At 65.8% G+C, this 21,091-nt stretch carries 19 protein-coding genes; 4 read left to right on the forward strand and 15 right to left on the reverse strand.

Annotated features, from left to right (window positions below; all coding sequences use genetic code 11):
• Nucleotides 1–58: 58 nt before the first annotated feature.
• The 8 genes from argH to argC are packed head-to-tail and all read right to left on the reverse strand — an operon-like array spanning nucleotide 59 to nucleotide 8,292.
• Nucleotides 59–1,450: an argininosuccinate lyase gene (gene argH / locus ACOGI7_RS09120; protein ID WP_419848443.1), complete on the reverse strand. Its 1,392-nt coding sequence runs from the start codon at nucleotides 1,448–1,450 to the stop codon at nucleotides 59–61.
• Nucleotides 1,447–2,664, reverse strand: a complete 1,218-nt coding sequence (locus ACOGI7_RS09125) for an argininosuccinate synthase (protein ID WP_419848444.1) — start codon at nucleotides 2,662–2,664, stop codon at nucleotides 1,447–1,449. Before ACOGI7_RS09125 ends, argH begins: the two co-directional genes overlap by 4 nt.
• On the reverse strand, nucleotides 2,661–3,164 hold the full coding sequence (argR, locus tag ACOGI7_RS09130) for an arginine repressor (RefSeq protein WP_419848445.1): 504 nt from the start codon (nucleotides 3,162–3,164) through the stop codon (nucleotides 2,661–2,663). The genes ACOGI7_RS09125 and argR overlap by 4 nt, the downstream gene beginning before the upstream one ends.
• A complete protein-coding gene (gene argF / locus ACOGI7_RS09135; protein ID WP_419848446.1) occupies nucleotides 3,161–4,060 on the reverse strand; it encodes an ornithine carbamoyltransferase in 900 nt (299 codons plus the stop codon). The genes argR and argF overlap by 4 nt, the downstream gene beginning before the upstream one ends.
• Complete coding sequence (locus ACOGI7_RS09140; protein WP_419848447.1) at nucleotides 4,057–5,241, reverse strand: acetylornithine transaminase; 1,185 nt, start codon at nucleotides 5,239–5,241, stop codon at nucleotides 4,057–4,059. Before ACOGI7_RS09140 ends, argF begins: the two co-directional genes overlap by 4 nt.
• Entirely contained in the window at nucleotides 5,238–6,116 is an 879-nt protein-coding gene (gene argB / locus ACOGI7_RS09145) for an acetylglutamate kinase (protein ID WP_419848448.1), read from the reverse strand. Before argB ends, ACOGI7_RS09140 begins: the two co-directional genes overlap by 4 nt.
• Complete coding sequence (gene argJ / locus ACOGI7_RS09150) at nucleotides 6,113–7,270, reverse strand: bifunctional glutamate N-acetyltransferase/amino-acid acetyltransferase ArgJ (RefSeq protein ID WP_419848449.1); 1,158 nt, start codon at nucleotides 7,268–7,270, stop codon at nucleotides 6,113–6,115. The genes argB and argJ overlap by 4 nt, the downstream gene beginning before the upstream one ends.
• Nucleotides 7,267–8,292 carry an N-acetyl-gamma-glutamyl-phosphate reductase gene (gene argC / locus ACOGI7_RS09155; RefSeq protein WP_419848450.1) on the reverse strand — a complete coding sequence of 342 codons (1,026 nt, stop codon included), beginning with the start codon at nucleotides 8,290–8,292 and terminating at the stop codon, nucleotides 7,267–7,269. The genes argJ and argC overlap by 4 nt, the downstream gene beginning before the upstream one ends.
• A 67-nt stretch (nucleotides 8,293–8,359) precedes the next feature.
• Here argC and ACOGI7_RS09160 point away from each other — a divergent pair, with 67 nt between their 5' ends.
• Nucleotides 8,360–8,818: a hypothetical protein gene (locus ACOGI7_RS09160; RefSeq protein WP_419848451.1), complete on the forward strand. Its 459-nt coding sequence runs from the start codon at nucleotides 8,360–8,362 to the stop codon at nucleotides 8,816–8,818.
• Nucleotides 8,819–9,001: 183 nt separating this feature from the next.
• The gene (locus tag ACOGI7_RS09165; RefSeq protein ID WP_419848452.1) at nucleotides 9,002–10,234 is read left to right on the forward strand and encodes a hypothetical protein; all 1,233 of its coding nucleotides are present in this window, start codon (nucleotides 9,002–9,004) and stop codon (nucleotides 10,232–10,234) included.
• Between the two features lie 4 nt (nucleotides 10,235–10,238).
• Here the strand turns inward: ACOGI7_RS09165 and pheT are convergent, their stop codons facing one another.
• A complete protein-coding gene (pheT, locus tag ACOGI7_RS09170) occupies nucleotides 10,239–12,596 on the reverse strand; it encodes a phenylalanine--tRNA ligase subunit beta (RefSeq protein WP_419848453.1) in 2,358 nt (785 codons plus the stop codon).
• 34 nt (nucleotides 12,597–12,630) lie between these two features.
• On the reverse strand, nucleotides 12,631–13,626 hold the full coding sequence (pheS, locus tag ACOGI7_RS09175) for a phenylalanine--tRNA ligase subunit alpha (protein WP_419848454.1): 996 nt from the start codon (nucleotides 13,624–13,626) through the stop codon (nucleotides 12,631–12,633).
• 120 nt (nucleotides 13,627–13,746) lie between these two features.
• Between pheS and ACOGI7_RS09180 the strand changes: the two genes are divergently transcribed.
• Nucleotides 13,747–15,444 (forward strand): N-acyl-D-amino-acid deacylase family protein, encoded by a 1,698-nt coding sequence (locus ACOGI7_RS09180; protein WP_419848455.1) that lies wholly within the window; start codon nucleotides 13,747–13,749, stop codon nucleotides 15,442–15,444.
• Here the strand turns inward: ACOGI7_RS09180 and ACOGI7_RS09185 are convergent.
• Nucleotides 15,441–16,613 (reverse strand): hypothetical protein, encoded by a 1,173-nt coding sequence (locus tag ACOGI7_RS09185; RefSeq protein ID WP_419848456.1) that lies wholly within the window; start codon nucleotides 16,611–16,613, stop codon nucleotides 15,441–15,443. The genes ACOGI7_RS09180 and ACOGI7_RS09185 overlap by 4 nt on opposite strands.
• 15 nt (nucleotides 16,614–16,628) lie before the next feature.
• Nucleotides 16,629–16,937 carry a hypothetical protein gene (locus tag ACOGI7_RS09190; RefSeq protein WP_419848457.1) on the reverse strand — a complete coding sequence of 103 codons (309 nt, stop codon included), beginning with the start codon at nucleotides 16,935–16,937 and terminating at the stop codon, nucleotides 16,629–16,631.
• 451 nt (nucleotides 16,938–17,388) lie between these two features.
• Between ACOGI7_RS09190 and ACOGI7_RS09195 the strand changes: the two genes are divergently transcribed.
• Nucleotides 17,389–17,976 (forward strand): HNH endonuclease, encoded by a 588-nt coding sequence (locus ACOGI7_RS09195; protein ID WP_419848458.1) that lies wholly within the window; start codon nucleotides 17,389–17,391, stop codon nucleotides 17,974–17,976.
• Nucleotides 17,977–18,011: 35 nt separating this feature from the next.
• Here ACOGI7_RS09195 and ACOGI7_RS09200 read toward each other — a convergent pair whose 3' ends face one another.
• The 3 genes from ACOGI7_RS09200 to ACOGI7_RS09210 form a co-directional block, all read right to left on the reverse strand.
• Complete coding sequence (locus tag ACOGI7_RS09200) at nucleotides 18,012–19,472, reverse strand: hypothetical protein (protein ID WP_419848459.1); 1,461 nt, start codon at nucleotides 19,470–19,472, stop codon at nucleotides 18,012–18,014.
• 209 nt (nucleotides 19,473–19,681) lie between these two features.
• Entirely contained in the window at nucleotides 19,682–20,431 is a 750-nt protein-coding gene (locus ACOGI7_RS09205; protein WP_419848460.1) for a hypothetical protein, read from the reverse strand.
• On the reverse strand, nucleotides 20,413–21,090 hold the full coding sequence (locus ACOGI7_RS09210) for a hypothetical protein (RefSeq protein WP_419848461.1): 678 nt from the start codon (nucleotides 21,088–21,090) through the stop codon (nucleotides 20,413–20,415). The genes ACOGI7_RS09205 and ACOGI7_RS09210 overlap by 19 nt, the downstream gene beginning before the upstream one ends.
• Nucleotide 21,091: the final 1 nt, after the last annotated feature.

Consider the following 21,091-nt stretch of genomic DNA (forward strand, 5'->3'; position numbering starts at 1 on the left):
GGGCTATCAGGTGCCACTTGCACAATTACATGGCCGGATAACAGCAAACGGCTAAAGATCAGGACTGCGAGAGATTGAAGCGGGCGGCGTCGGCGTTGAGGCGGGCGCTGAATTTTTCGAGCTGCGCGGCTACGGGCTCGGGGCCGGCGCCGCCGGGGGTGGTGCGGCGGGTGACCGGGACGCCAGGGGCGAGCAGTTCGGCGGCGGCATCGCCTAAGCGGGGGTCGGTCCGTACCAGATCGACCAGGGACGCTTCTCCCTCCAGGCTGCGGCGGACCAGGTCGCCGACCACTGCGTGGGCGTCGCGGAACGGCGTGCCTTGGGCTACTAGGTACTCAGCCAGGTCGGTGGCCGCTGAGGTGGGGGCGTCGGCGGCTGCGGCCATGGCTTCGGCGTTGAAGGCGATGGAAGACATCAGTCCGGTCATGGCCCGCACACCGAGGCGCACTTGGTCGAACGCGTCGAACAGGGGCTCCTTGTCTTCTTGAAGGTCGCGGTTATAGGCCAGCGGCAGCCCCTTGAGAGTGGCCAGCAAGCCGGTGAGGTTGCCGATGAGTCGGCCGGCCTTGGCCCGGGCCAACTCGGCGATGTCGGGGTTCTTCTTCTGGGGCAGCATGGAGCTGCCGGTGGCGTAGGCGTCGTCGAGGGTGGCGAAGCCGGCCTCCTCTGAGGTCCAGAACACGATCTCCTCGCCAAGCCGGGACAGGTGGATGGCCACCATGGTCAGGGCGAACAGGCTCTCGGCCACGAAGTCCCGGTCGGACACCGCGTCGATGGAGTTGTCGAACCGGGCGGCAAAGCCCAACTCGGCCGCGGTCATGTCGGGATCCAGGGGCAGCGAAGAACCGGCCACCGCGCCCGCCCCCAGGGGGCTCACGTCCAAGCGGGCGCGGGCGTTGGCCAATCGGTCCACATCCCGGGCCAACGCCCAGCCGTGGGCCAGCAGATGGTGGGCCAGCAGCACCGGCTGGGCCCGCTGGAGATGGGTGTAGCCCGGCAGGTAGGAATCACCCGCGGCAGTAGCCCGCTCGAGCAGCACCTGCTGGAGGGCGATCACGTCGGCGGCGATGGCGGCCAGCTCCCGTTTGGCTAACAGGCGCAGATCGGTTGCCACCTGGTCGTTGCGGCTGCGACCGGTGTGGAGCTTGGCCCCGGCAGGTCCGGCCAACTCGGTAACCCGGCGCTCGATGGCGGTGTGGATGTCCTCGTCGCCGGGCGCGAACACGAAGTCGCCGGAAGCCAACTCGGCCTCGGCTTGGTCGAGCGCGGCCAGTACCTCGTCAACCTCGTCGTCGGTGAGCAAGCCAACCCGGCCCAGCATCCGGACGTGGGCCCGCGACCCGGCAATGTCGTCGGGGGCCAGCCTCACGTCGAAGCCGATGCTGGCGGTGTAGGCCATCAGCTCGTCGGCGGGATCGCCATCGAACCTGCCGTGCCAAAGCGTGCTCATGACGGACCAGCTCTCTGGGCCAGGGTGCGCAGCCGCAGGGCGTGGAGCTTGATGAATCCCTCGGCGTCGGCCTGCTGGTAGGCGCCCTGGTCTTCTTCGAAGGTGACCACCGCCTCGTCGAACAGGCTGTCTTCGGAGCGCCGCCCGGTAACGGTCACGTTGCCCCGGTACAGCTTGAGCCGCACGGTGCCGTTCACCCGCTGCTGTGAGTGGTCGATGGCGGTCTGGAGCATCTGGCGCTCGGGGCTCCACCAGTAGCCGTTGTAGATGAGTTGGGCGTAGCGGGGCATGAGCTCATCTTTGAGGTGGGCCACCTCGCGGTCGAGGGTGAGGCTCTCCATGGCCCGGTGGGCCTTGAGCATGATGGTGCCGCCGGGGGTCTCGTAGCAGCCCCTCGACTTCATGCCCACGTAGCGGTTCTCCACCAAGTCGAGTCGGCCGATGCCGTTGGCCCCGCCAATGCGGTTCAGCTCGGCCAGCACCGCGGCCGGACTGAGAGGCTGGTCGTCGATAGCGGTGATGTCGCCGCCTTGGAATGTGAGCTCGATCTCGGTCGGGGTGTCGGGGGCATTCTCCGGCGACACCGACCAGCGCCACATCTCTTCGGGAGGCTCGTACCACGGATCCTCCAGCGGACCGCCCTCGTAGGAGATGTGGAGCAGGTTGGCGTCCATGGAGAATGGTGAGCCGCCTTCCCGCTCGGCCTCGATGGGGATGCCGTGCTCGCCGGCGTAGGCCACCAGTTTTTCCCGGGAGCCCAGGTCCCAGATGCGCCACGGGGCCACCACCGAGATGTCGGGGTTCAGGGCGTAGGCCCCCAGCTCGAAGCGGACTTGGTCGTTGCCCTTGCCTGTGGCGCCGTGGGAGACGGCGTCGGCGCCCACCTCGGCGGCGATCTCCACTAGCCGCTTGGCAATGAGCGGGCGGGCGATAGAGGTGCCCAGGAGGTATTCCCCCTCGTAGATGGCGTTGGCCCGGAACATCGGGAACACGAAGTCGGCGACGAACTCCTCCCGCAGATCTTCGATGTAGATCTCCTCCACGCCCATGGCCTCCGCTTTGGCCCGGGCCGGTTCCAACTCCTCGCCTTGGCCCAGATCAGCGGTGAAGGTGACCACCTCGCAGCCGTAGGTGTCCTGCAACCAGCGCAGGATCACCGAGGTGTCCAAACCGCCGGAGTAGGCCAACACGATCTTGTTCAGGTTCTGGTTCACGAACTCTCCTCCATGAGGGCGGGCTCCGCCGGGTCGGTAAGCCCGGACAGCGAGCGGAAGAAGTCGGCCACCGCGCTGCCGCCGGCTTGCTCGGTGGCCACCACCAGCACGGTGTCGTCGCCGGCCACGGTGCCCAACACGCCGTCCACTGCCGAGCGGTCGATGGCCGAGCCGACCACGTGGGCCGACCCCGGCGGAGTGTTAAGCACCACCAAGTTCTGGGAGCGGCCCACGGCCACCACCCACTCCCCCAGCACCCGCCGAAGATGATCGTCGGGGGCGACCTGCTCGGAGGGCAACTCGGGGATGGCGTACACCGACCCGCCGCCGGTGGGGACTTTGACCGCGCCGAGGTCGTCGAGGTCACGCGACACGGTGGCCTGGGTGACCGCCACCCCCTGCGCAGTCAAGAGTTCCACCAGGTGATCCTGGCTAGACACCGACTCCTGCCGGAGGATTTGGGCGATCCGATGCTGGCGCTGGTTCTTCCCCAACCTCATGACGCCCCCAAAAGGAATGCGAGCAGGCCGCGTGCGGCGTGCATCCGGTTCTCGGCCTGCTGCCATATCCGGCTCTGAGGGCCGTAGAGCACTCCCTCGGTTACTTCGAGACCGGGTCGGGCGGGTAGGCAGTGCAGGAAGATGGCGTCGGAGGCGGCCTGACCCATGAGCGCCTCGTCGACGGTGTAGCTGGCGAAGGCGTCCATCTTCTCCGAGGACTGCTTCTCTTCACCCATTGAGACCCACACGTCGGTGTACACCACATGGGCATCGGCCACTGCCTCAGCGGGGTCGTCGATGATCTCCGCGGTGCCGCCGGTAGCGGAAATGCGATCCAGATCAGCGCTGCTGAGCCGGTAGCCCGGCGGGCCGGATATGACGAATTCGGTACCGGCCAGACCGGCTGCGATGGCCAACGACCGGGACACGTTGTTGGCATCGCCCACGAAGGCGATGCGGTGCCCGCTGATCCCCCCGAACGCCTGCTTTACGGTCAGCAGATCGCCCAGAGCCTGCAAGGGGTGGGCCTGGTCGCTCAGCATGTTGACCACCGGTACCGGGCTGACTGCGGCCATGCGCGTCAGCAGGTTGTGATCGAACACCCGGGCGCCGATGGCCGCGTGGTAGCAGGCCAGGGTGCGGGCGACGTCTTCGGCGGACTCCCGGTTGTCGATATCCACCTCGCCCTTGGCAACCGACACTGGGTGGCCGCCCAACTGCACCACGGCCATCTCCATGGAGTGGCGGGTCCGGGCTGAGGGTTTCTCGAACAACAGGGCCATGCCCTTGCCGTCCAGAGCTTGAGGTGGAGACGGATCGTCAGCCAGGTCCAGAACTTCGGCTAGCTCTGCTGGGCTGAGGTCGTCGACCTCGAGGAGGTGGCGGGGGGGCTTCATGACTGCAATACCTTGTCGAGCACGGCCACGCCGTGAGCGATCTCTTCGTCGCTGATGATGAGGGGCGGCGCGATCCGCAGTGAGGTGGCCCCGGCGGTGCCCAGCACTAAGCCTTCGGCCATACCCGCAGTTACCACCTCGGCGGCAGACCGTTCACCGGCCAGCTCCACGCCTAGCAATAGCCCTCGGCCCCGCACGCTGGCCACTCCGTCGAGCGCCTCTACTGCCATGCGCATCGTTTCTCCAGCTTGAGCCGCCATGGCGGGCAGGTCCAGCTCCTCCATCACCCCCAGCGTTGCTTTGGCCGCCGACGCCGCCAATGGCTGGCCGCCGAAGGTGGTGGCGTGGTCACCGGGCTTGAACGCAGCAGCGACTTCTTCCCGGGCCCAGCAGGCCCCGATGGGCATGCCATTGCCCAGCGCCTTGGCCATGGTCACCACGTCTGGCTCGACGCCGTCGTGGTGGTGGGCGAACCAGCGGCCGGTGCGGGCCAAGCCGGTTTGCACCTCGTCGAGCATGAACAACAGGCTCCGGTCGTCGCACAGTGCTCGCACCGCTTGGAGATAGCCGTCAGACGGGACGTTGATGCCCCCTTCTCCCTGAATGGGCTCCAGCAGCACCGCCGCGGTGGTGTCATCGATGGCCTTCTCCAGCTCGGCGATGTCATCCCAGGGCACATGGCGGAATCCCTCGGGCAGGGGCTGGAAGACCTCGTGCTTCTCGGCCTGGCCGGTGGCGTGCAGCGTGGCCAGCGTCCGGCCGTGGAATGACCGGCCAGCGCTGATAACGGTGTAGCGGCCGGGTCCGCCCCATTTGCGGGCCAGCTTGATGGCGCACTCATTGGACTCGGCGCCGCTGTTGGCGAAAAACACCTGGCCCGCAGAACCCCCGATCAGGCGGTCGATGGTGCGAGCGACATGCATCTGGGGCTCGGTGGCGTACAGGTTGGACACATGGCACAGCGTGCGAGCCTGCTCGGCCACCGCATCGGCCACCTTGGGATGGGCGTGGCCGAGGCTGACGACCGCGATGCCGCTGAGGAAGTCCAGGTAGCGGGTGCCGTCACGGTCCCAAAGCCAGCAGCCATCCCCCCGCACGAACATGACCGGAGGCGGACCGTAGGTGGGCATGAGCGGGCAGGGTCCGGAGTCGACTCCTACCGCATCGGTGTGAGTGCTCATGGGGCGGCCTCCTGATCGGCGGAGTCGGGGTAGACCATGGTGCCAACCCCGGAATCGGTGAACAGCTCCAGCAGCAGCACGTGGGGGGTGGTGCCGTTCACCATGTGGGCCGAGGCCACACCGTGGCGAACCGCGTGGATGGCCGCGGTGGCCTTGGGGATCATGCCCCCGGCCAATTCCCCCGCGGCGATCATGGTGTCCAGATCAGAAGCGGTGGTCACGCTGATGAGGGTGGCCGGGTCGCCGGGATCGGCGTACAGGCCCTCCACGTCAGTGAGGAAGACCGCCTTGGCCGCCCCCAGCGCCCCGGCCAGGATTCCAGCCACGGTGTCGGCGTTGATGTTGAGCGCTTGACCGGTGGCGTCGGCACCGATGGTGGACACCACCGGGATCAGGCTCTCGTCCAGCAACCGGTCGATGATGGCGGTGTTGACTGTGTCCACCGTGCCGACATAGCCCAGTTCGGGGTTCTCGGCCCGGGCCTGGATCAGGCCAGCGTCCTCCCCGGACACTCCTACTGCCAGGGGACCGTGGACGTTGATAGCCGAGACGATGTCGCGGTTGACCCGGCCCACCAACACCATGCGGGCGATGTCCAGCGTCTCGGCGTCGGTCACCCGCAGGCCGTCGACGAAGCGGGGCTGCAAGCCGAGCCGCTCCATCATCTCGCCGATCTGCGGGCCGCCGCCGTGTACCACCACGGGGCGGATGCCCACCGATTGCATGAGCACAATGTCGGCCGCGAACCCGGCCAGGTGATTGCTGTCCATGGCGCTTCCGCCGTATTTCACCACCACGGTCGAACCCGAGAACCGCTGGATGTAGGGCAGGGCCTGCGTGAGGATCGCCGCGGTGTCCTCGGCTTTGAAGCTCATGACGTTCCCATGTTCTCGTCGATGTAAGCGTGAGTGAGATCGGTGGTGATGATCCGGGCCGAGCCGTCGCCCATACCGAGGTCCACGTGCAGGTCGAGCCGACGACCGGTCATGTACTCGGCCAGCTCGGGGGGATGGGCGGGCTCGCCGTGGTCGTACACCACATGGGGTCCGTAGGCGATGGTCAGGTTGGTGTGGTCGAAAGCCACTCCGGCGGCACCCATCTCCGAGGCGATGCGACCCCAGTAGGGGTCTTGGCCGTACCAGGAGCACTTCACGAGCTGGCAGTTGGCGGTGTCCCGAGCCGCCTTGGCCGCCTCGGCATCAGAGGCCGCTCCGGTGACCCGGAGGAACACCGTCTTGGTAGAGCCCTCGGCGTCGTCGGCCATCTGGAGGGCCAGGCTCTCGCAGGCGTCAGCGATGGCCTGGGTGAGGGCGCCGGGATCGACCGGGCCGGCCTGCCCGTTGGCCAAGATCAGCACGGTGTCGTTGGTGGACTCGGCGCCGTCCACCGTCAAGGTGTTGAACGTGCCCGCCACTCCAGCTCTGAGCGCCTGCTGGAGAGTTTCGGGGTCGGCCGCCGCATCGGTGACCAGCACGGCCAGCATGGTGGCCATATTGGGCTCCAGCATGGCGGCGCCCTTGGCGATGCCTCCGACGGTGAAGCCGTTGCCGGCAACAACCACCTGTTTGGAGACGGTATCGGTGGTCATGATGGCCTCGGCTGCTTGGGGGCCGCCCTCGGCGGTTTGGGCAGCGGCCGCGGCGGTGATCCCAGCCGACACCGCCTCCATGGGCAGGGCGTAGCCGATAAGCCCCGTGGAGCACACCAGCACTTCTTCAGGGGCTACTCCCAGGGCGGCAGCGGTCTCCTTGCACATCTGACGGGCGTCGGCCATGCCCTGCGCCCCGGTGGCCGCATTGGCATTGCCGCTGTTGAGGACCACCGCAGCGGCCTTGCCGCCCGTGGTGGCCAGATGCTCCCGGCATACCAGCACTGGGGCCGCGGTCATCTTGTTGGAGGTGAACACCCCGGCCGCGCTGACGGCGGCACCGTCGGCGGTGGTCACGATGGCGAGGTCGGGCTTGCCACTGGGCTTGATGCCGCAGGTCACCCCCGCGGCGGTGAACCCTGGGACTTCGGTCACGCTCATGGGTACACCCCCACCGCGGTCAGCCCCGTGGTTTCATCGAGCCCGCAAATCAGGTTGGCGCACTGGATTGCCTGTCCGGCTGCGCCCTTCACCAGGTTGTCGATGGCGCACAACGCCACCACTGTGTTGGTGCGGGCGTCATAGCGGGCGGTGAGATGGGCTGCGTTGGAGCCCAGCGTGGCCTTGGTGGACGGCGAGCGCTCGGACACCACGATGAACGGCTCGCCAGCGTAGAACTCGGCCAGCTCAGCGAGCAGGGCCTCTGTTGAGGTCTCTGCGGTGGGCTTCGCGTAGCAGGTAGCCAAGATGCCCCGGTTCATCGGTGCCAAGTGAGGGGTGAACAGCACCGATGCGCCTGCGGCTTGCTCGATCTCCGGCGTGTGGCGGTGGTCGAGCAGCCCATAGGCAGTGAAGTCCTCATCGACCGCGCAGAACGTGGTGTGAGCCTTGGGGGGCCGGCCCGCGCCGGATACTCCGCTGGCCGCGTCCACAATGACCCCCTCGACCTGGATGAGGCCCAAGCGGACCAGCGGGGCCACTGCCAGCGCCGCAGCGGTGGGATAGCAGCCCGGCACGGCCACCGCGGCAGCACCCGGCAACTCGTCCCTGAACAGTTCGGGCAGGCCGTAGGCGAATTGGCCGAGCAGTTCGGGGGCAAGGTGAGACTCCCCATACCACTGCTGGTATTGCCCGGCGTCTTTGAGCCGGAAGTCGGCAGCCAGGTCGACCGCGACGTTGCCCCGATCCAGAATGTCGGCAGCCATAGCCATGGACTGCCCGTGGGGCAGCGCCAAAAACGCAAGTTCAACGTCACTCAGCAGATCGGAGTCGTACTTCACAAACTCCTGGTCAACGCCGATCGCAGCCAGGTGAGGATAGAGGTCGGCCACCGGCTGCCCCGCCTGGGTGTCGCCGGTCACAAAGCGCACATCGAAGCCCGGATGCTGAGCCAGCAACCGCATCAACTCCGCCCCGGCATACCCCGAAGCCCCAATGATCCCAACCGGGATCTTTTTTCCCATGGACTAAAGTATGCATAAATCTGCATATTCATGCAAACTCGTTCTCGGGGCACTTCCCTATAGGCTCATGAAGATCGATTCAGGGGAGATTCGGATTCGCGACAAGCAGCGTACCGCGGGAGCTGTGGCTGTGGGGTTGGGGGCTGTCTTGGTGGCTGTCTCGGGCTTTGCGGTTTGGGTGGAGGTGTTCGGGTCGGAGCTGACCGGCTTTCGCCTTGCCGAGTTGATCGGCGACTTCGGCGGGGATGTGGAGGGGGTGCCCCCAGCATGGGTGGGGGCTGTCTGGTATTTGCTCCCGCTGTCGGCCGGCGGATGCTGGCTCGCCCTCTTCCGCCACAAGCCGCCAACCGCGTCTTCGGCTCATATATGGGCGGGGACGGCGATCACACTGGCCGTTGGGCTGTACATGGCCTCCCAAGGGCCTCAGCCTGGCCCTGTGCTCGCCTTGGTCGGCGGGCTGCTGATCGGCACTGGAGGCATCGTGGGGCAAAGGAGCAGGGCTGCTTCAGGGCCGACAGACCGCTAGATGGCGATGCCAACCCGCGGGCGTGCGCTGTTACATTTTGCCAGGACTATGCGGAACATCTCGAAAGGACGCCTTGCCGGGATCCTGTTCGGCCTCGCCTTCGTAGGCTTGGTTGTGTACAGCGCGGTATCCAGTATCACAGGAAGCAAACGGGGGACGGATACTCCCGAGGGCGCGGTCGAAATGCTCTTCGACGCAATGAGCCGAGAAGACGTGATTGGGGTTATGAGCGTGATGGCACCGTTCGAGGTCGGGACATCGGCCGACCTCTACCCCAAAGCCGTCGACTTGGCCGTGGCTGCCGACATCATCGAGGACGCGAACTGGCTGGCAGGCATTGACTTCGAAGCCGAAGACCTTGAGATGCGCACCACGGTCTTGCACCCCGATGTGGCGCTGGTGGCCCTGACGCGAGGCGAGTTGGCCATCGCGCTCGATCCCGCGGCCGCCGACCCTCTCTTCGCGGATGCCGACAGCTTCCACGAGTCCATCACCCTTCAAGAAGCACACCAAGAACTCAGTAGCGCCATCTGGGAGGCCAACAGAGAGATCGGCGACCTTCCGTTCACGCTCCAAGCGCCTGACGATCTGTTTGTGATGACCGTGAAGCACGACGGAAAGTGGTTCGTCAGTGCCTCGTACACGGTCGCCGAATACGCCCGACAGATACTCAGCCTTCCTCCCGCCGACTTCTCCGCATCCCGGGACAACCCGGCGAGCGGCGCGGAAACCCCCTCGAGAGTCATTGACGACCTGGTGGAAATGGTCAACAGCCGCAGTGTCGAAGAGCATTGGGATGCGATTCTGTCTGGCGACCCCGACGGTGTATTCGAGCCCGTCGCCGTCTTCTCGCCCCCGGACGAACTCGGCGCTTTCCTCGACTACACCCCGGCCTACAACGCTCTTCTTGAGCGGGTAGAGGAGTGGCTGGCCGATGATGAAATCGGGTTCGACGTTGAAGCCATGACCGAGTCGCTGGAGAACATCGAGGTGGAGGGCGATGTGTCGTTGGCGGTGACGACCCGCGAGGAGCCAGCCGGAGACGGCAAGGCCACCGTCTACCTTGAATCTGGGTCGATCAGCACGCTCCTCCTGCTCTCCGGGCAGACCGCCGACGAGTCTGTCTTCTTCGAGCTCGACGCCTCTTGGAAAGGACTCTGCGCTCAGGGCCACGCGGCCTATTTTGACGGGTCCTCGAGCGAATTCATCGAGTTCGACGAGTGCCTGCCCCAAGAAGCCCTGCCCGAAGGCTTGGACCAAGCCTTCGTGGTCGTCACCGAAGTCAACGGCTCCTGGTACATCAGCTATGTCGAGACGATTCTCGCCTACGCCGAGCTATTCATCGACGACGCACTGCGAGACCCAGAAATCCGCTCCCGTCTTCCCGACATTGGCTTCGCGGCGGCGCCCAGCTGACGGCTCAGCCGCGCAGGGTGGCGTCGTGGGCTTTGGTGACGGCGTCGATGCAGGACTGGCGGGCTTGGGCTACTTCGGCGTCGTTGAGGGTGCGGTCGGGGGCTTCGAAGCGGAGGGTGAAGGCCAGGCTGCGGCGGCCTTCGCCGAGTTGGTCGGAGCGAAACACGTCGAACAGGGCGACGGTGGCCAGCAGCTCGCCTCCGGCCTCGGCGATGGTGGCGGCCACTTCGTCGGCCGACACCTCATCGGGGACGGTGAAGGCCAGATCCACGTCGCTGGACGGGTAGCGGCTGGGGGCTCGATACGGGGTTAGTCCCCGATCGGCGGCCAACAAGGATCCAAGGTCGACTTCCAGCCAGGCCACCCGTTCGTCGATCTCATAGGCATCCAGCACCTGGGGGTCGATCTCGCCCAGCGCGCCGATCGGTTGGCCGTCGGCCAGCACTTGGCCCGACCGTCCTGGGTGAAGGCCATCCACCGGGCCGTTGACCACGCCGGGTCGGGCGACCGTCAAATGGCGGGCCAGGCGGCGCCACAGCGTGGTGGCGGCCGTGGCCTCTTGGCCGGCCAGGACCACGGCGAGGTGCTCGTGTTCGTCGGGGAGGCCCTCTCCCCCGCCGGGATTCACCCGGCCGACCTCGAACAGCGACACTCCGGTGGTGCGCCGGGCGGCGTTGTAGGCCACTGCCTTCAACAAACCGGGGCGCAGCGAGGTCCGCATTATGGATTCCTCAGCCACCAGCGGGTTGGTCACGGTGATGCCGTCGTCGCCGAGGCCTGCCCGGGCCAGATCGCCGGGCGCTAGGAAGGGCAGGGGCATGGCCTCGGAGATCCCCATGCCGGTGAGCAGCCTCTGGACCTGACGACGGTCTTGTTGTTGGGGGGTTAGAGCGCCGGCTTGCTCGGTCACAGGGACAGTGCGAGCGATCTTGGAGAAGCCGTGGAGCCGGCCCACTTCCTCGATCACGTCGATCTCGGTGGACGAATCCAGCCGCCACGACGGGATGGTGACGTTGAAGTCTTGGCTGTCTTCTCCCGAATCGCAGGCGAAGCCGATGGGCTCCAACAGGGCGATCATCTGGTCAGTGCTCAGGTCGGTTCCCAAGATGGAGTTGACCCGCTCCGGGCGGACCCGAACGGGAGCGGACTCGGGCCGGTTGCCGGTGGCGTCGATCATGCCGGGGGCAGTGGTGGATCCGAGGGCGGCGGCTAGCTCGGCGAAGCGGTCCAGCGCCATGGGGATGATTTCGGGGTCGGCCCCCCGCTCGAATCGAGCCGATGCCTCGCTGCGCAGGCCGAGTCGTCGGGCAGTGCGGGCGATGGTCATGGGATCCCACCACGCGGCTTCCAGCAGCACCGAGCGGGTGTCGGCGGAGATCTCGGTGGAGGCCCCGCCCATGACCCCGGCCAGGCCGATGGCCTCGTCGTCGCGGTTGACGATCACCCCGTCGTAGGTAGTGAGAACTCGCGCCGTGCCGTCCAAAGTGATCAACTCTTCGCCCCGATGGGCCATGCGCACCCCCAGCTCCCCGCCGGGTACGAGGTCGAGGTCGTAGGTGTGGTTGGGCTGGCCCAACTCGAACATCACGTAGTTGGACAGGTCGACCACTGCGTTGATGGGCCGCTGGCCCACGGCCAACAGGCGGTTGGCCATCCATCGGGGCGACGGTCCGGAAGGCACATTGTCGAGCACTCGCACCCCAAAGCGCTGGCAAAAGTCGGGGGCGGCAATGCTCACCGACGCCCGCTCGGCCGCGGGCATCCCGGTCTCGACAACTTCGGGGGACGCGATCGAGAAGGGCACTCCCAGGCGAGCGGCCAGGTCGCGGGCCACCCCCATCACCGACATGGCATCGGGCCGGTTGGGGTTCACCTCCAAGTCGAACAACACGTCGGGGTGGATGCCCAGCGCCTCGGCCAAGGGGACTCCCAGCGACAGGCCCTGTTCCAAGATCAAGATGCCCTCGTGGTCGTCGCCCATGCCGATCTCGGCCCCCGAGCACAGCATTCCGTTGCTCCACTCTCCCCGCATCTTGCGGCGGGCAATCTCGATGCCGTTGGGCATGGTGGTGCCCACGGTGGCCAGCGGCACCAGATCGCCCACCGCCATGTTGAAGGCCCCGCAGCACACTTGGAGGGCCTCGCCGTCGCCGGCGTCCACGTCCACCAGGTGAATGCGGTCGGCATCGGGGTGGGGCCGGGTGGCCAATACCTCGGCGATCACGATGCCATCCAGCCCCCGCCCCACGTGGGACAGCTCCTCCACCGCGAGGCCCAAGTCGGCCAGGACTTCAGCCAACTGCTCGGGGTCGCCGTCGATGTCGGGGGCGAAGTCCCGCAGCCAGCTCAACAGCACCTTCATCGCGCTACCGCCTCAAGCATCGGAGTGCGGGCCATCAGAACTGCCCCAGGAAGCGGATGTCGTTGGTCCACAGCTCGCGCAGGTCGTCTATGCCGAACCGGATGAGAGCCAAGCGGTCGATGCCGAAACCGAAGGCGAACCCCTGCCACTGCTCGGGGTCGATGCCGCAGGCCTCGAACACGTTGGGGTGCACCATGCCGCAGCCCCCCAGCTCCAGCCAGGTGCCGTCGGGGCGCTGAATGTCGAACTCGGCCGACGGCTCGGTAAACGGGAAATAGGAGGGCCGCAGCCGAGAGGAGAAGCCCGGGCCGAAGTAGGCGGCAGTGAACGCCTCGATGGTCCCGGCCAGGTCGCCCAGGGTGGTGTGGCGGTCCACCACCAGACCCTCGATCTGGTGGAACACCGGCATGTGGGTGGCATCGGCGGTGTCCTGGCGGAAGCACCGGCCGGGGGCCACCACATAGATGGGGGGCTCCTGGTTCTCCATCACCCGGGCCTGCACCGGGGAGGTGTGGGTGCGCAGCAGGGTGGTGCCCGGCTCGCCGTAGTCCACGTACAAGGTGTCGTACATGTCTCGGGCCGGATGCCCGAGGGGGAAGTTCAGGGCACCGAAGTTGTACCACTCGCTCTCGATCTCGGGACCTTCGGCCACCCGATACCCCATACCGACGAACACATCCTCCAGCTCCTGCCAGGTCTGGGTGATCACGTGGAGATTCCCATTGGCGGGGTGCTCGGTGACCTCGGTGAGGTCGAGCCGCTCAGCAGCCAGCTTCTCGGCCCGGGCGGCGGCCGACAGCTCGGCCTCGCGGGCGCTCAGGATCTCGTCGATGGATGCTTTGGCGGCGTTCAAGGCCTGTCCGGCCTGCTTCCGGGCGTCGGGCGCCATGTCGCCCAAGGCCTTGCGGGCCGCCACCAGCGAAGAGCGCTTGCCGGTCACCGCGGTCCGCACCGCGCTCAGTTCATCGAGGGTGGTCGCGGCCGCCGCCTGCCGTTCGGCCTCGACCACCAATTGTTCTGGCTCAGCCATCGGACTCCACTATGGCAACCTCTGTCATTCAACACCGCATCAAATGGGTTCGGTGCGGTCTGCCAATTCTCCCTCAGAGCCGAGTCGGGTTTGGGTCAATTTTCCTCCTAAGGTTCTGGCATGGATTCAGGAGATTTGCTGGTTCGCGGGGGGACGGTGGTGGATGGCACCGGCGCTCCCTCCTATGAGGCCGACGTACGGGTGCGCTCGGGGAAGATCGCCGAGGTGGGGCCGGGGCTGCGGCCCGACGGCGAGCCTGAGGTCGACGCTGGCGGCGCCTTGGTGACACCGGGGTTCATCGAGCCCCACACCCACTACGACGGATCGCTGTGGTGGGACCCCCACATCGACCCCATGCCATCGCACGGCACCACCAGCGTGGTGCTGGCCAACTGCGGACTGGGCCTGGCCCCGCTGAGGGAAGCCGACCGCAACCAGCTCATCGAGCTGATGTGCTTCATCGAGGATCTCCCCACCGACGCCTTCGAGACGGCTATCCCATGGACGTGGGAAACCTGGCCGGAGTACCAGGCCGCCAACGACGGGCACCCGACGGCGCTCAACGTGGCCGCCTTCTTCCCCCACCAGACCCTGCGGATGTGGGTCATGGGCGCCGAGGCGTGGGAGCGGGCCGCCACCGAAGCCGAGCGGGCCGAAATGGCCCAGATGCTCGACGAGGGGCTGGCCGCCGGGGCGTTCGGCCTGTCGACCTCGCTGATGGACCTGGATCGCCACAACCGGCTGGTGCCCAGCCGCATGGCCGACGACCAGGAGTGGGGAGATCTGCTCGATGTGGTGGCCGCCCATCCCGGCGCCACGTTCCAGTTCGTGCCCCGGGCCTTCGAGTTCGAGCACTTCCCCGGTGACATGGAGCGCATGGCCGCGCTGTGCCGGGATCGGGGCATCAGGGCCAACTGGGGCGGCTTCTTTGCCCAGGAGAACCGGGCCAAGGAGCGCCAGATCTCCTTGGAATTGGTCGATCAGCTCAACGCCGAGGGCGGCCAGATCGCCACGCTGTACTCAGTACGGCCCAGCTATGTGAACTTGCACTTCGAGCGTTCGATCATGTGGAGCGGGGTGGAAGCGTGGCACGAGCTGTGCAACGTGGACGGCGACGAGGCCAAGATGGCCATGCTGCGAGACGAAGGCTGGCGGGAGCGGGCCCGTCACGACTGGGACGCCTGCACTTACACCCTGGCCCCCATCAACCGCCCCCACATGATCCTGCTGGCCTCCGACGAGCCCCGAAACGCCGAGTGGGCCGGTCGCTCCATCGCCGATCTGGCCGACGCCCGGGGCGTGCACCTGTCGGACGCGGTGGCCGACTGGCTGCTGGACAACAACATGGGCACCCATCTCAAGACCCAGCCCCAGCCGGTGGACAACGAGACGCTGGCTGAAATGGCCCGCTTGCCGATGACGGTAAATGGAGCGTCCGACGCCGGTGCCCACATCCAGATGTTCGTCGGTGCGGGCGATGCCACCTTCTTCCTGACCGAGATGGTGCGCGAGCGCGGGCTGCTCACCATCGAGGAGGCGGTGCACTCGGTGACCGGCAAACAGGCGGCGTTCTTCGGAATCTCCGGCCGGGGCGCCGTGGCCGAGGGCATGGCTGCCGATCTGGCCGTGTTCGCCCTAAACGAGATCGATCTGGGCGACGAGGTCCGAGTCGACGACCTCCCCACCGGCAGCTGGCGCTACAGCCGCAAGCCGGCCGGCTACCGGGCCACCGTGGTCAACGGCGTGCCCACCTGGGCCGACGACCGATCCACCGGCGCTCTGCCCGGCGCGTTTCTGCGCAACGGGGCAGTTGGCTAACCGTCTTCCTTCTCGGCCTCGCGGCTGAGTTCGGCCAAGTACAGAGCCCGAGTGGCCAGAACTTCTCGGGCCTCATTGGCCATGTCATCGTAGAAGTGCTCCCGGTAGGCCTTGTCGACAATGGTCGACACTGCGAACTGGAGGGCAGACAGCGTCGCGATGAATCCCGAAACCGCCAGCAGCTCCCAAGTGAGCACCAGCTCATTGCCGAACAAGCCGAAGCGGGCCAGGGGATCCAGTCCGTCCGATGCCACCCACGACACGATGGTGGCCTCCCTCACCGTCAGTAAGCCGAAGCCCACATAGAACGCCCCGATCACCACTCCGACAAGCAGCACCCGCACCGCCTGGGCCACAAACATCAGCAGTCCCAGATTCACCCGGTCCATGCGGTCGAGCGGTGGAATGGCAGATACGGGCAAGTCCGTGGGCGGCATCGCCGGGGACAGCGGCGATTCACATTCGTCGATCAGCTGGCACGCCTGCTCCCAGTTGTCGAAGCGGGCCAACCCCACCAGCTCGGATGGCACCCGAACCGCCACCGAGCCAAAGGCAATAAGACCGAACACCCCCAGCACAATGGCGTAGAAGGGCCAAGTGAAATCGTGGGCCACTTGCCACACTTCGGCGTTCAGGAACAAGAAGGCGCTGAATACTAAAAGCAGCGGCAGAATTCGCCCCACCAATCGACCGATCAGGGCGATCTGATTGATCGAGTAAGCCCCAGCCCAAACCAGCATTGGGAGCAGGCCAAAGCTCACCACCACATAGGCCACCACAAGCAGGGCGACGTTGATCAGCGCCAGACCCGCGGTATCAGACAGCCGGTCTTCAGAGAACAAGGCCGGCAACACCGGGGGCACCAAAACGAACACTGCCAACTCGATGGCGCCCACCCGATCGGGAAGCTGGAACAGCCGGCGACCTCTCAGCCGGTTGACTGCGGCCACTGCCCCCAGTGCGATGCCCGCACCCGCACAGAACACGCCGAATTGCGCCCAGCCGTCGAACCGGTCGCCGAAAGAAGTGAAAATCTCGACCAGGAACACCAGCGCCAGAAAGGGCACGGCCCGGGTGAAGACGTCGGTGCTGGCCCGGTAGTCGTGGATTACGTGGGGAACTCCCCGCCGGATGAACCAGCGCTCGGCGGCCTCGCGGCGAGAGGTCATCGCCTCCGCCGCCCGTCAGTCCCCTTCAGGGATAGTGGGCACCTCGACGCCGGGGCCGTAGTAGATGAACAGGTTGGCGATCAGATCCTCGATGCCGTCCCGAGTGCCGCCTTTGGCCAGATCCACGGTGATGATGTTGCTGTTCACATGGATGGCATCGATGCCACCCCGGTCGAACAAACGGCGAGCCAGTTCGTCCACCGGCCGCTCCCCAGCAACCTCTCGCCCGACGGAGTAATGCTCGTGACCAGTACCGGTGATGCTCCGGTTGATCTCATAGCGGATCACCCCCGGACGGCTAGTCGCCCTCTCCACAACAGTCACCGGCTGCCCCATACGCCCCGAGATCGTACCCGGTCCTCCCAACCCGACTGGCAATCAGAACGGCAGAGCGCAGACAACCCGTCAGCCCGGCAACGTCAATTGCGGGAAAATGGAAGTGATGCGCTGCGGACCCACTCCCCGCCGTTTGCTTCTGACGATTGCCGCCGTCGCGACTGCTGCCCTTTTCTCAAGTTGCGTCTCACTTGACCGAGAAGAGCCAACTGCTGAGGGAACTCCCACGACGTTGCCCACCCCAACCCCCACTTCTCCGAGCCCAACCCCACCGGCCACCAGCCAACCCACACCCGACCCAACCCCACCGGCCACCAGCCAACCCACACCCGACCCAACCCCGACGTTGGCTGTTGCTCCCTCCCCACAGCCTGACCCCACTTGGGAAGCCACGCCAACAGCTGCTCCTACTGTGCCGCAGTCCCAAGGTTGGATTTCTTTGGCCGACCTCTTGTCCCGAGTCACGGTCACCAATGAGCAACAAGAGGGATACGACCGAGGTGATTGGGAGCATTGGATCGATGCCGACGGCGACGGCCTTGACACCAGGCAAGAAGTCCTCGCCGACGAAACTCTGGTTGATCCGCTGGTTGAAGGAGGAAGGATCCGAGAGGGCCAGTGGTACAGCCACTACGACGGAGAGGAAATCACCGTCGCTAGGCAGCTCGATGTCGACCACGTCGTGGCCTTGGCCGAGGCTCATCAGTCCGGAGGTTGGGCTTGGGACGCCCTCACCAGACAGCTTTATGCCAACGACCTGACGCTTTCCGAACATCTCATCGCCGTGTCAGCGGGCTCGAATAGAAGCAAGGGAGCCAGAGACCCAGCTGAATGGCTCCCTCCCGATTCCGAAGCCCTTTGCACCTACTTAGCTTGGTGGACCACCATCAAATACCGATGGCAGCTGACCATGGACCAGGCCGAGTACAACACCATCCTCCATCACGCCACCAACGACTGCGCCGATACCCAAATCGACCTAACCGCCGCCCAATCAGGGATCATTCGAGCCGACACGCCTGGCTAGCGCCGACGGACGTCCCCTCCCTCTCAGACCCCTGGCTACTCACCTCCTGGAGCAACCGTTAATGTGAGGCCCCCTGATTGAGAAGCAGCCACCTCTATCCGCCATTCGTGAGCACCTGCGCAACTGACTAGCTCTGACGGCATAGCCGAGTCCAGGCACAACTCGGCGCCCGGAACCGCCAAGCTTGGGATGACGAGAGACCAGTCTCTTCCAGATTCCATCCGTCCTCCTACTTGGGTCTGCCGCCGATTGAGACCGGTTCCGTGCCATCCTGCCGACTGATCAACCCAGTGAACCAAGGCTCCGAGTTCGCTGCCGACCCCACTTTCGGCCAAGCCCCGCTCCCATTCATCCTCGGGGTCGCGCACTTCGATGGCCCACCATCGTGAGTGGAATCCGCCAGCAGATACCGAGCTGTTCAGAGGCAGCAATGCAAGCAACTGATCGCCCTCAGTGCAGCAAGGTGAAAGTGTGTACGACCTTGCCGATTCTTGGTGGATGTGCACTTGGTTTGGATGAATCCACCCAGCGGCGTATCGGTTCACCGCGATCGTGCCCACTGGCCAATTGTGAGCAAATGACATCACATCGGCAGGGTTGTCGTATTGGGTGCCCGTCTGGCCTGAGTGAGAATGCGGCCAGCACTGCGCATGTCCCAGCTCATGAACGGCGATTCCCTCCCGACTGCCACTTGAGTGGACGGCAATGGCAACCATCCGCCCGGTCTGATCGAACTGCTTGTCGTCCTCTGGAACCTCAAAGCCGCATGTGCCGACCCCGGCGTAGTCCAGACCGGGCCCCAACCCGGGCTCGTCAAGCAAGATCACCGCCCCGGCACGGGATTCGCTCCACCCCGTCCGGCGGGCCGCCGTGAAACAGGCGTCGGGAGAGGCTTGAACGCGGCCAACCCTTATGGTGTCATCACCTGCGGAAAAGTCGATGTCGTACTGGCCTCCGCTGGCCCAGTCGAACCATGCCGCCGCTGCTCCCAGCACGCTGTCGACATATTCAACGCGGTCCACGCGGTCTACATCCTGGGACGTACAGATGAAAACCTGCCAGGTCTCCTCGCCACACGAGTGGAGCCGGTCGGCGGTTTGGTCGAAGTTGACCATTCGATGGGGGTCGCGGTCTGATTGGTAATCACACCCCCACAACTCGTCCTCTTCTTGCGCTGCAACCGGGGTTGAGGTCGGCTCGGGAGCAGGCGTAGCAGGAGGCTCTGCTGGTGCCGTAGGAGGCGGTGTTGGAGGCACGGTAGCCGGGGGCGACGGAGTGGACGGGATCTCCGTTGGAAATACCGGAGTCTGCGTGACGGTGGTGTCGTCTCGGGGATCAGCGTCGACGCCATCGGCGATTTCGCTCTTGTCGGAGGCAATATTGCGCCCGGTTCCTCCACCCAGCGAAGACCAACTCGCTACCACGCCAACTATTGCGGCGATCGCGATCGTCCCGACCAGAAGGGCAGCTTTGATCCGGCGGTCAATGGGAGGCATTCTCCAGCCTTGCCATCTGCTTTGCGGATGCTCGGCAAAAGGATCCTCCCTGGATTTCTCGTCGGGAGCTTCACCGAATGGGTCCCCGGACTCCCGGCCCGGCGTGAGAGAGGGCTCGGCCGGGCCAAACGGATCGCGCCGACTCCGGCGGTCCGGCCTATAGCCGAATGGGTCTTGCGACCGCGCCACTGTCTGTTACCAGCCGCTGATCAAAAGCTGTGGCCGCATTCGCCGATCAGCGGCTCGACCGCCCTGTCCCAGCCGGACACGTCGAAAACGACGCGGCCATCGCCGAACTCGACCTCCAGGAGCTGGCTGGTCTCACCCGAAGTAGCCATCATCTCGGCGAGGAACCGGCGAACGTCCTGGCCGGCGGGCAAGCCAACCGCCTCTGCCTCCAGCTTGCTGGCTTCCCAGACTGCTGAGCGTTGCGGCCCTTCGCTGTATCGGTACGACGACGACACCGTCCCGGTGAAGTCGTGCGGCGGACCGTGGAAATAAAGCGACACGCCCAAGTGTCCCGGGGCGACGTCTGTGCGGTCCCAGCAGAACACGGCCAAGAGGGGCGGGATCGGCCAATTCCAGGAGATGTCGTGGTCGATCGCCTCCAGTTCGGCAATCAGCCGGAGGGTGTCTACCTTGGAATCGATGCTCACGTCCTCCGACACTCTCCAGCTTCCACCGGGCCTGCGGTCGATAGGACACAGCTGGCTGCGGGCCGAGATTCGGCTGGTGTGCTCGTACTGGTAGTAGTACGCATGTTGGCCGTTGCCCCGGTATCCCGCACACGCCGTCTCCTGGTATCTCCCTTGGGGCTCTATAGCCAAACGAGCCGGCTTGCCGTCCCCCGACGAGGTGCGGAGGTCGTCGTTGAACAGCGCACAGCCCGAGGTCATGGCGGCCGCCAACACCACGCCGAGAGCCGCCGCCCGGATGCGGATCACCACACGCCTCCGCACACCTCCACCAAATCTTGCAGAAGGTCGTCCGCCCTTGACGACGAGCCCAGGTCGAAGTCCCATTCCAGCGGCGGCTTGGCATCCTCAGCCGGGAAGTCGGCCCGAACCGTCAAGATCGCGCCGTTGCGCCCCACAGCACGGCGGAACCCGTCCATGACCTCCTCCATCCGGTCCTCGCCGTGTACGTAGGGAATGAAGCCGAAGTCGAGGCCGTCTTGGCCGCCGTCCAGCCCGGTCTTCGGGCCCAGGGGAACAGATATCTCGCCGCCATCGGCGAAGTCCAACACCCATCTATCCCAACCGCGCGGATGCCATGTTCTCAACACCGGCTCGGACAGGCTCAAGCTGATGGCCAGCCGCCCGTAGCCATCCCCGTCGTGGTCAACGCACACCACGTCTAGGCGGGTGGGAGTACCGCGGTCGTCCCGGTACAGCTCTTGTTGGCTCAATGGGGGGCTGGGGCGGGAGACCGCATAGGTCGACACAGCGTATGAGACACCCGCGTCCTGCCCACTGGACAGGTCCAGCGGTGCCGAGCGCTGCTGCCAGGAGTACGGTGCGGGAAACTCGTCGGGCCAGTTCCGGGCGCACCCGATTGATACCGAGATCAACGCGAGGCCGACAAACACCGCGGCGGCTCTCTGCGACCTGCTTCTCATC

Origin of the sequence: Candidatus Poriferisocius sp., from assembly GCF_965204145.1 — a bacterium.
Classification (GTDB): Bacteria; Actinomycetota; Acidimicrobiia; order Acidimicrobiales; family Bin134; genus Poriferisocius.

What these genes read in the sequence shown, in the direction of transcription:
- ACOGI7_RS09185 (WP_419848456.1), bottom strand. Translation starts at nt 16,613, where the DNA reads ATGACCTCTCGCCGCGAGGCCGCCGAGCGCTGGTTCATCCGGCGGGGA.
- pheS (WP_419848454.1), bottom strand. Translation starts at nt 13,626, where the DNA reads ATGGCTGAGCCAGAACAATTGGTGGTCGAGGCCGAACGGCAGGCGGCG.
- ACOGI7_RS09165 (WP_419848452.1), top strand. Translation starts at nt 9,002, where the DNA reads ATGCTCTTCGACGCAATGAGCCGAGAAGACGTGATTGGGGTTATGAGC.
- ACOGI7_RS09210 (WP_419848461.1), bottom strand. Translation starts at nt 21,090, where the DNA reads ATGAGAAGCAGGTCGCAGAGAGCCGCCGCGGTGTTTGTCGGCCTCGCG.
- ACOGI7_RS09160 (WP_419848451.1), top strand. Translation starts at nt 8,360, where the DNA reads ATGAAGATCGATTCAGGGGAGATTCGGATTCGCGACAAGCAGCGTACC.
- argR (WP_419848445.1), bottom strand. Translation starts at nt 3,164, where the DNA reads ATGAGGTTGGGGAAGAACCAGCGCCAGCATCGGATCGCCCAAATCCTC.
- ACOGI7_RS09200 (WP_419848459.1), bottom strand. Translation starts at nt 19,472, where the DNA reads ATGCCTCCCATTGACCGCCGGATCAAAGCTGCCCTTCTGGTCGGGACG.
- ACOGI7_RS09140 (WP_419848447.1), bottom strand. Translation starts at nt 5,241, where the DNA reads ATGAGCACTCACACCGATGCGGTAGGAGTCGACTCCGGACCCTGCCCG.
- ACOGI7_RS09180 (WP_419848455.1), top strand. Translation starts at nt 13,747, where the DNA reads ATGGATTCAGGAGATTTGCTGGTTCGCGGGGGGACGGTGGTGGATGGC.
- argJ (WP_419848449.1), bottom strand. Translation starts at nt 7,270, where the DNA reads ATGAGCGTGACCGAAGTCCCAGGGTTCACCGCCGCGGGGGTGACCTGC.
- argB (WP_419848448.1), bottom strand. Translation starts at nt 6,116, where the DNA reads ATGAGCTTCAAAGCCGAGGACACCGCGGCGATCCTCACGCAGGCCCTG.
- pheT (WP_419848453.1), bottom strand. Translation starts at nt 12,596, where the DNA reads ATGAAGGTGCTGTTGAGCTGGCTGCGGGACTTCGCCCCCGACATCGAC.
- argH (WP_419848443.1), bottom strand. Translation starts at nt 1,450, where the DNA reads ATGAGCACGCTTTGGCACGGCAGGTTCGATGGCGATCCCGCCGACGAG.
- argC (WP_419848450.1), bottom strand. Translation starts at nt 8,292, where the DNA reads ATGGGAAAAAAGATCCCGGTTGGGATCATTGGGGCTTCGGGGTATGCC.
- argF (WP_419848446.1), bottom strand. Translation starts at nt 4,060, where the DNA reads ATGAAGCCCCCCCGCCACCTCCTCGAGGTCGACGACCTCAGCCCAGCA.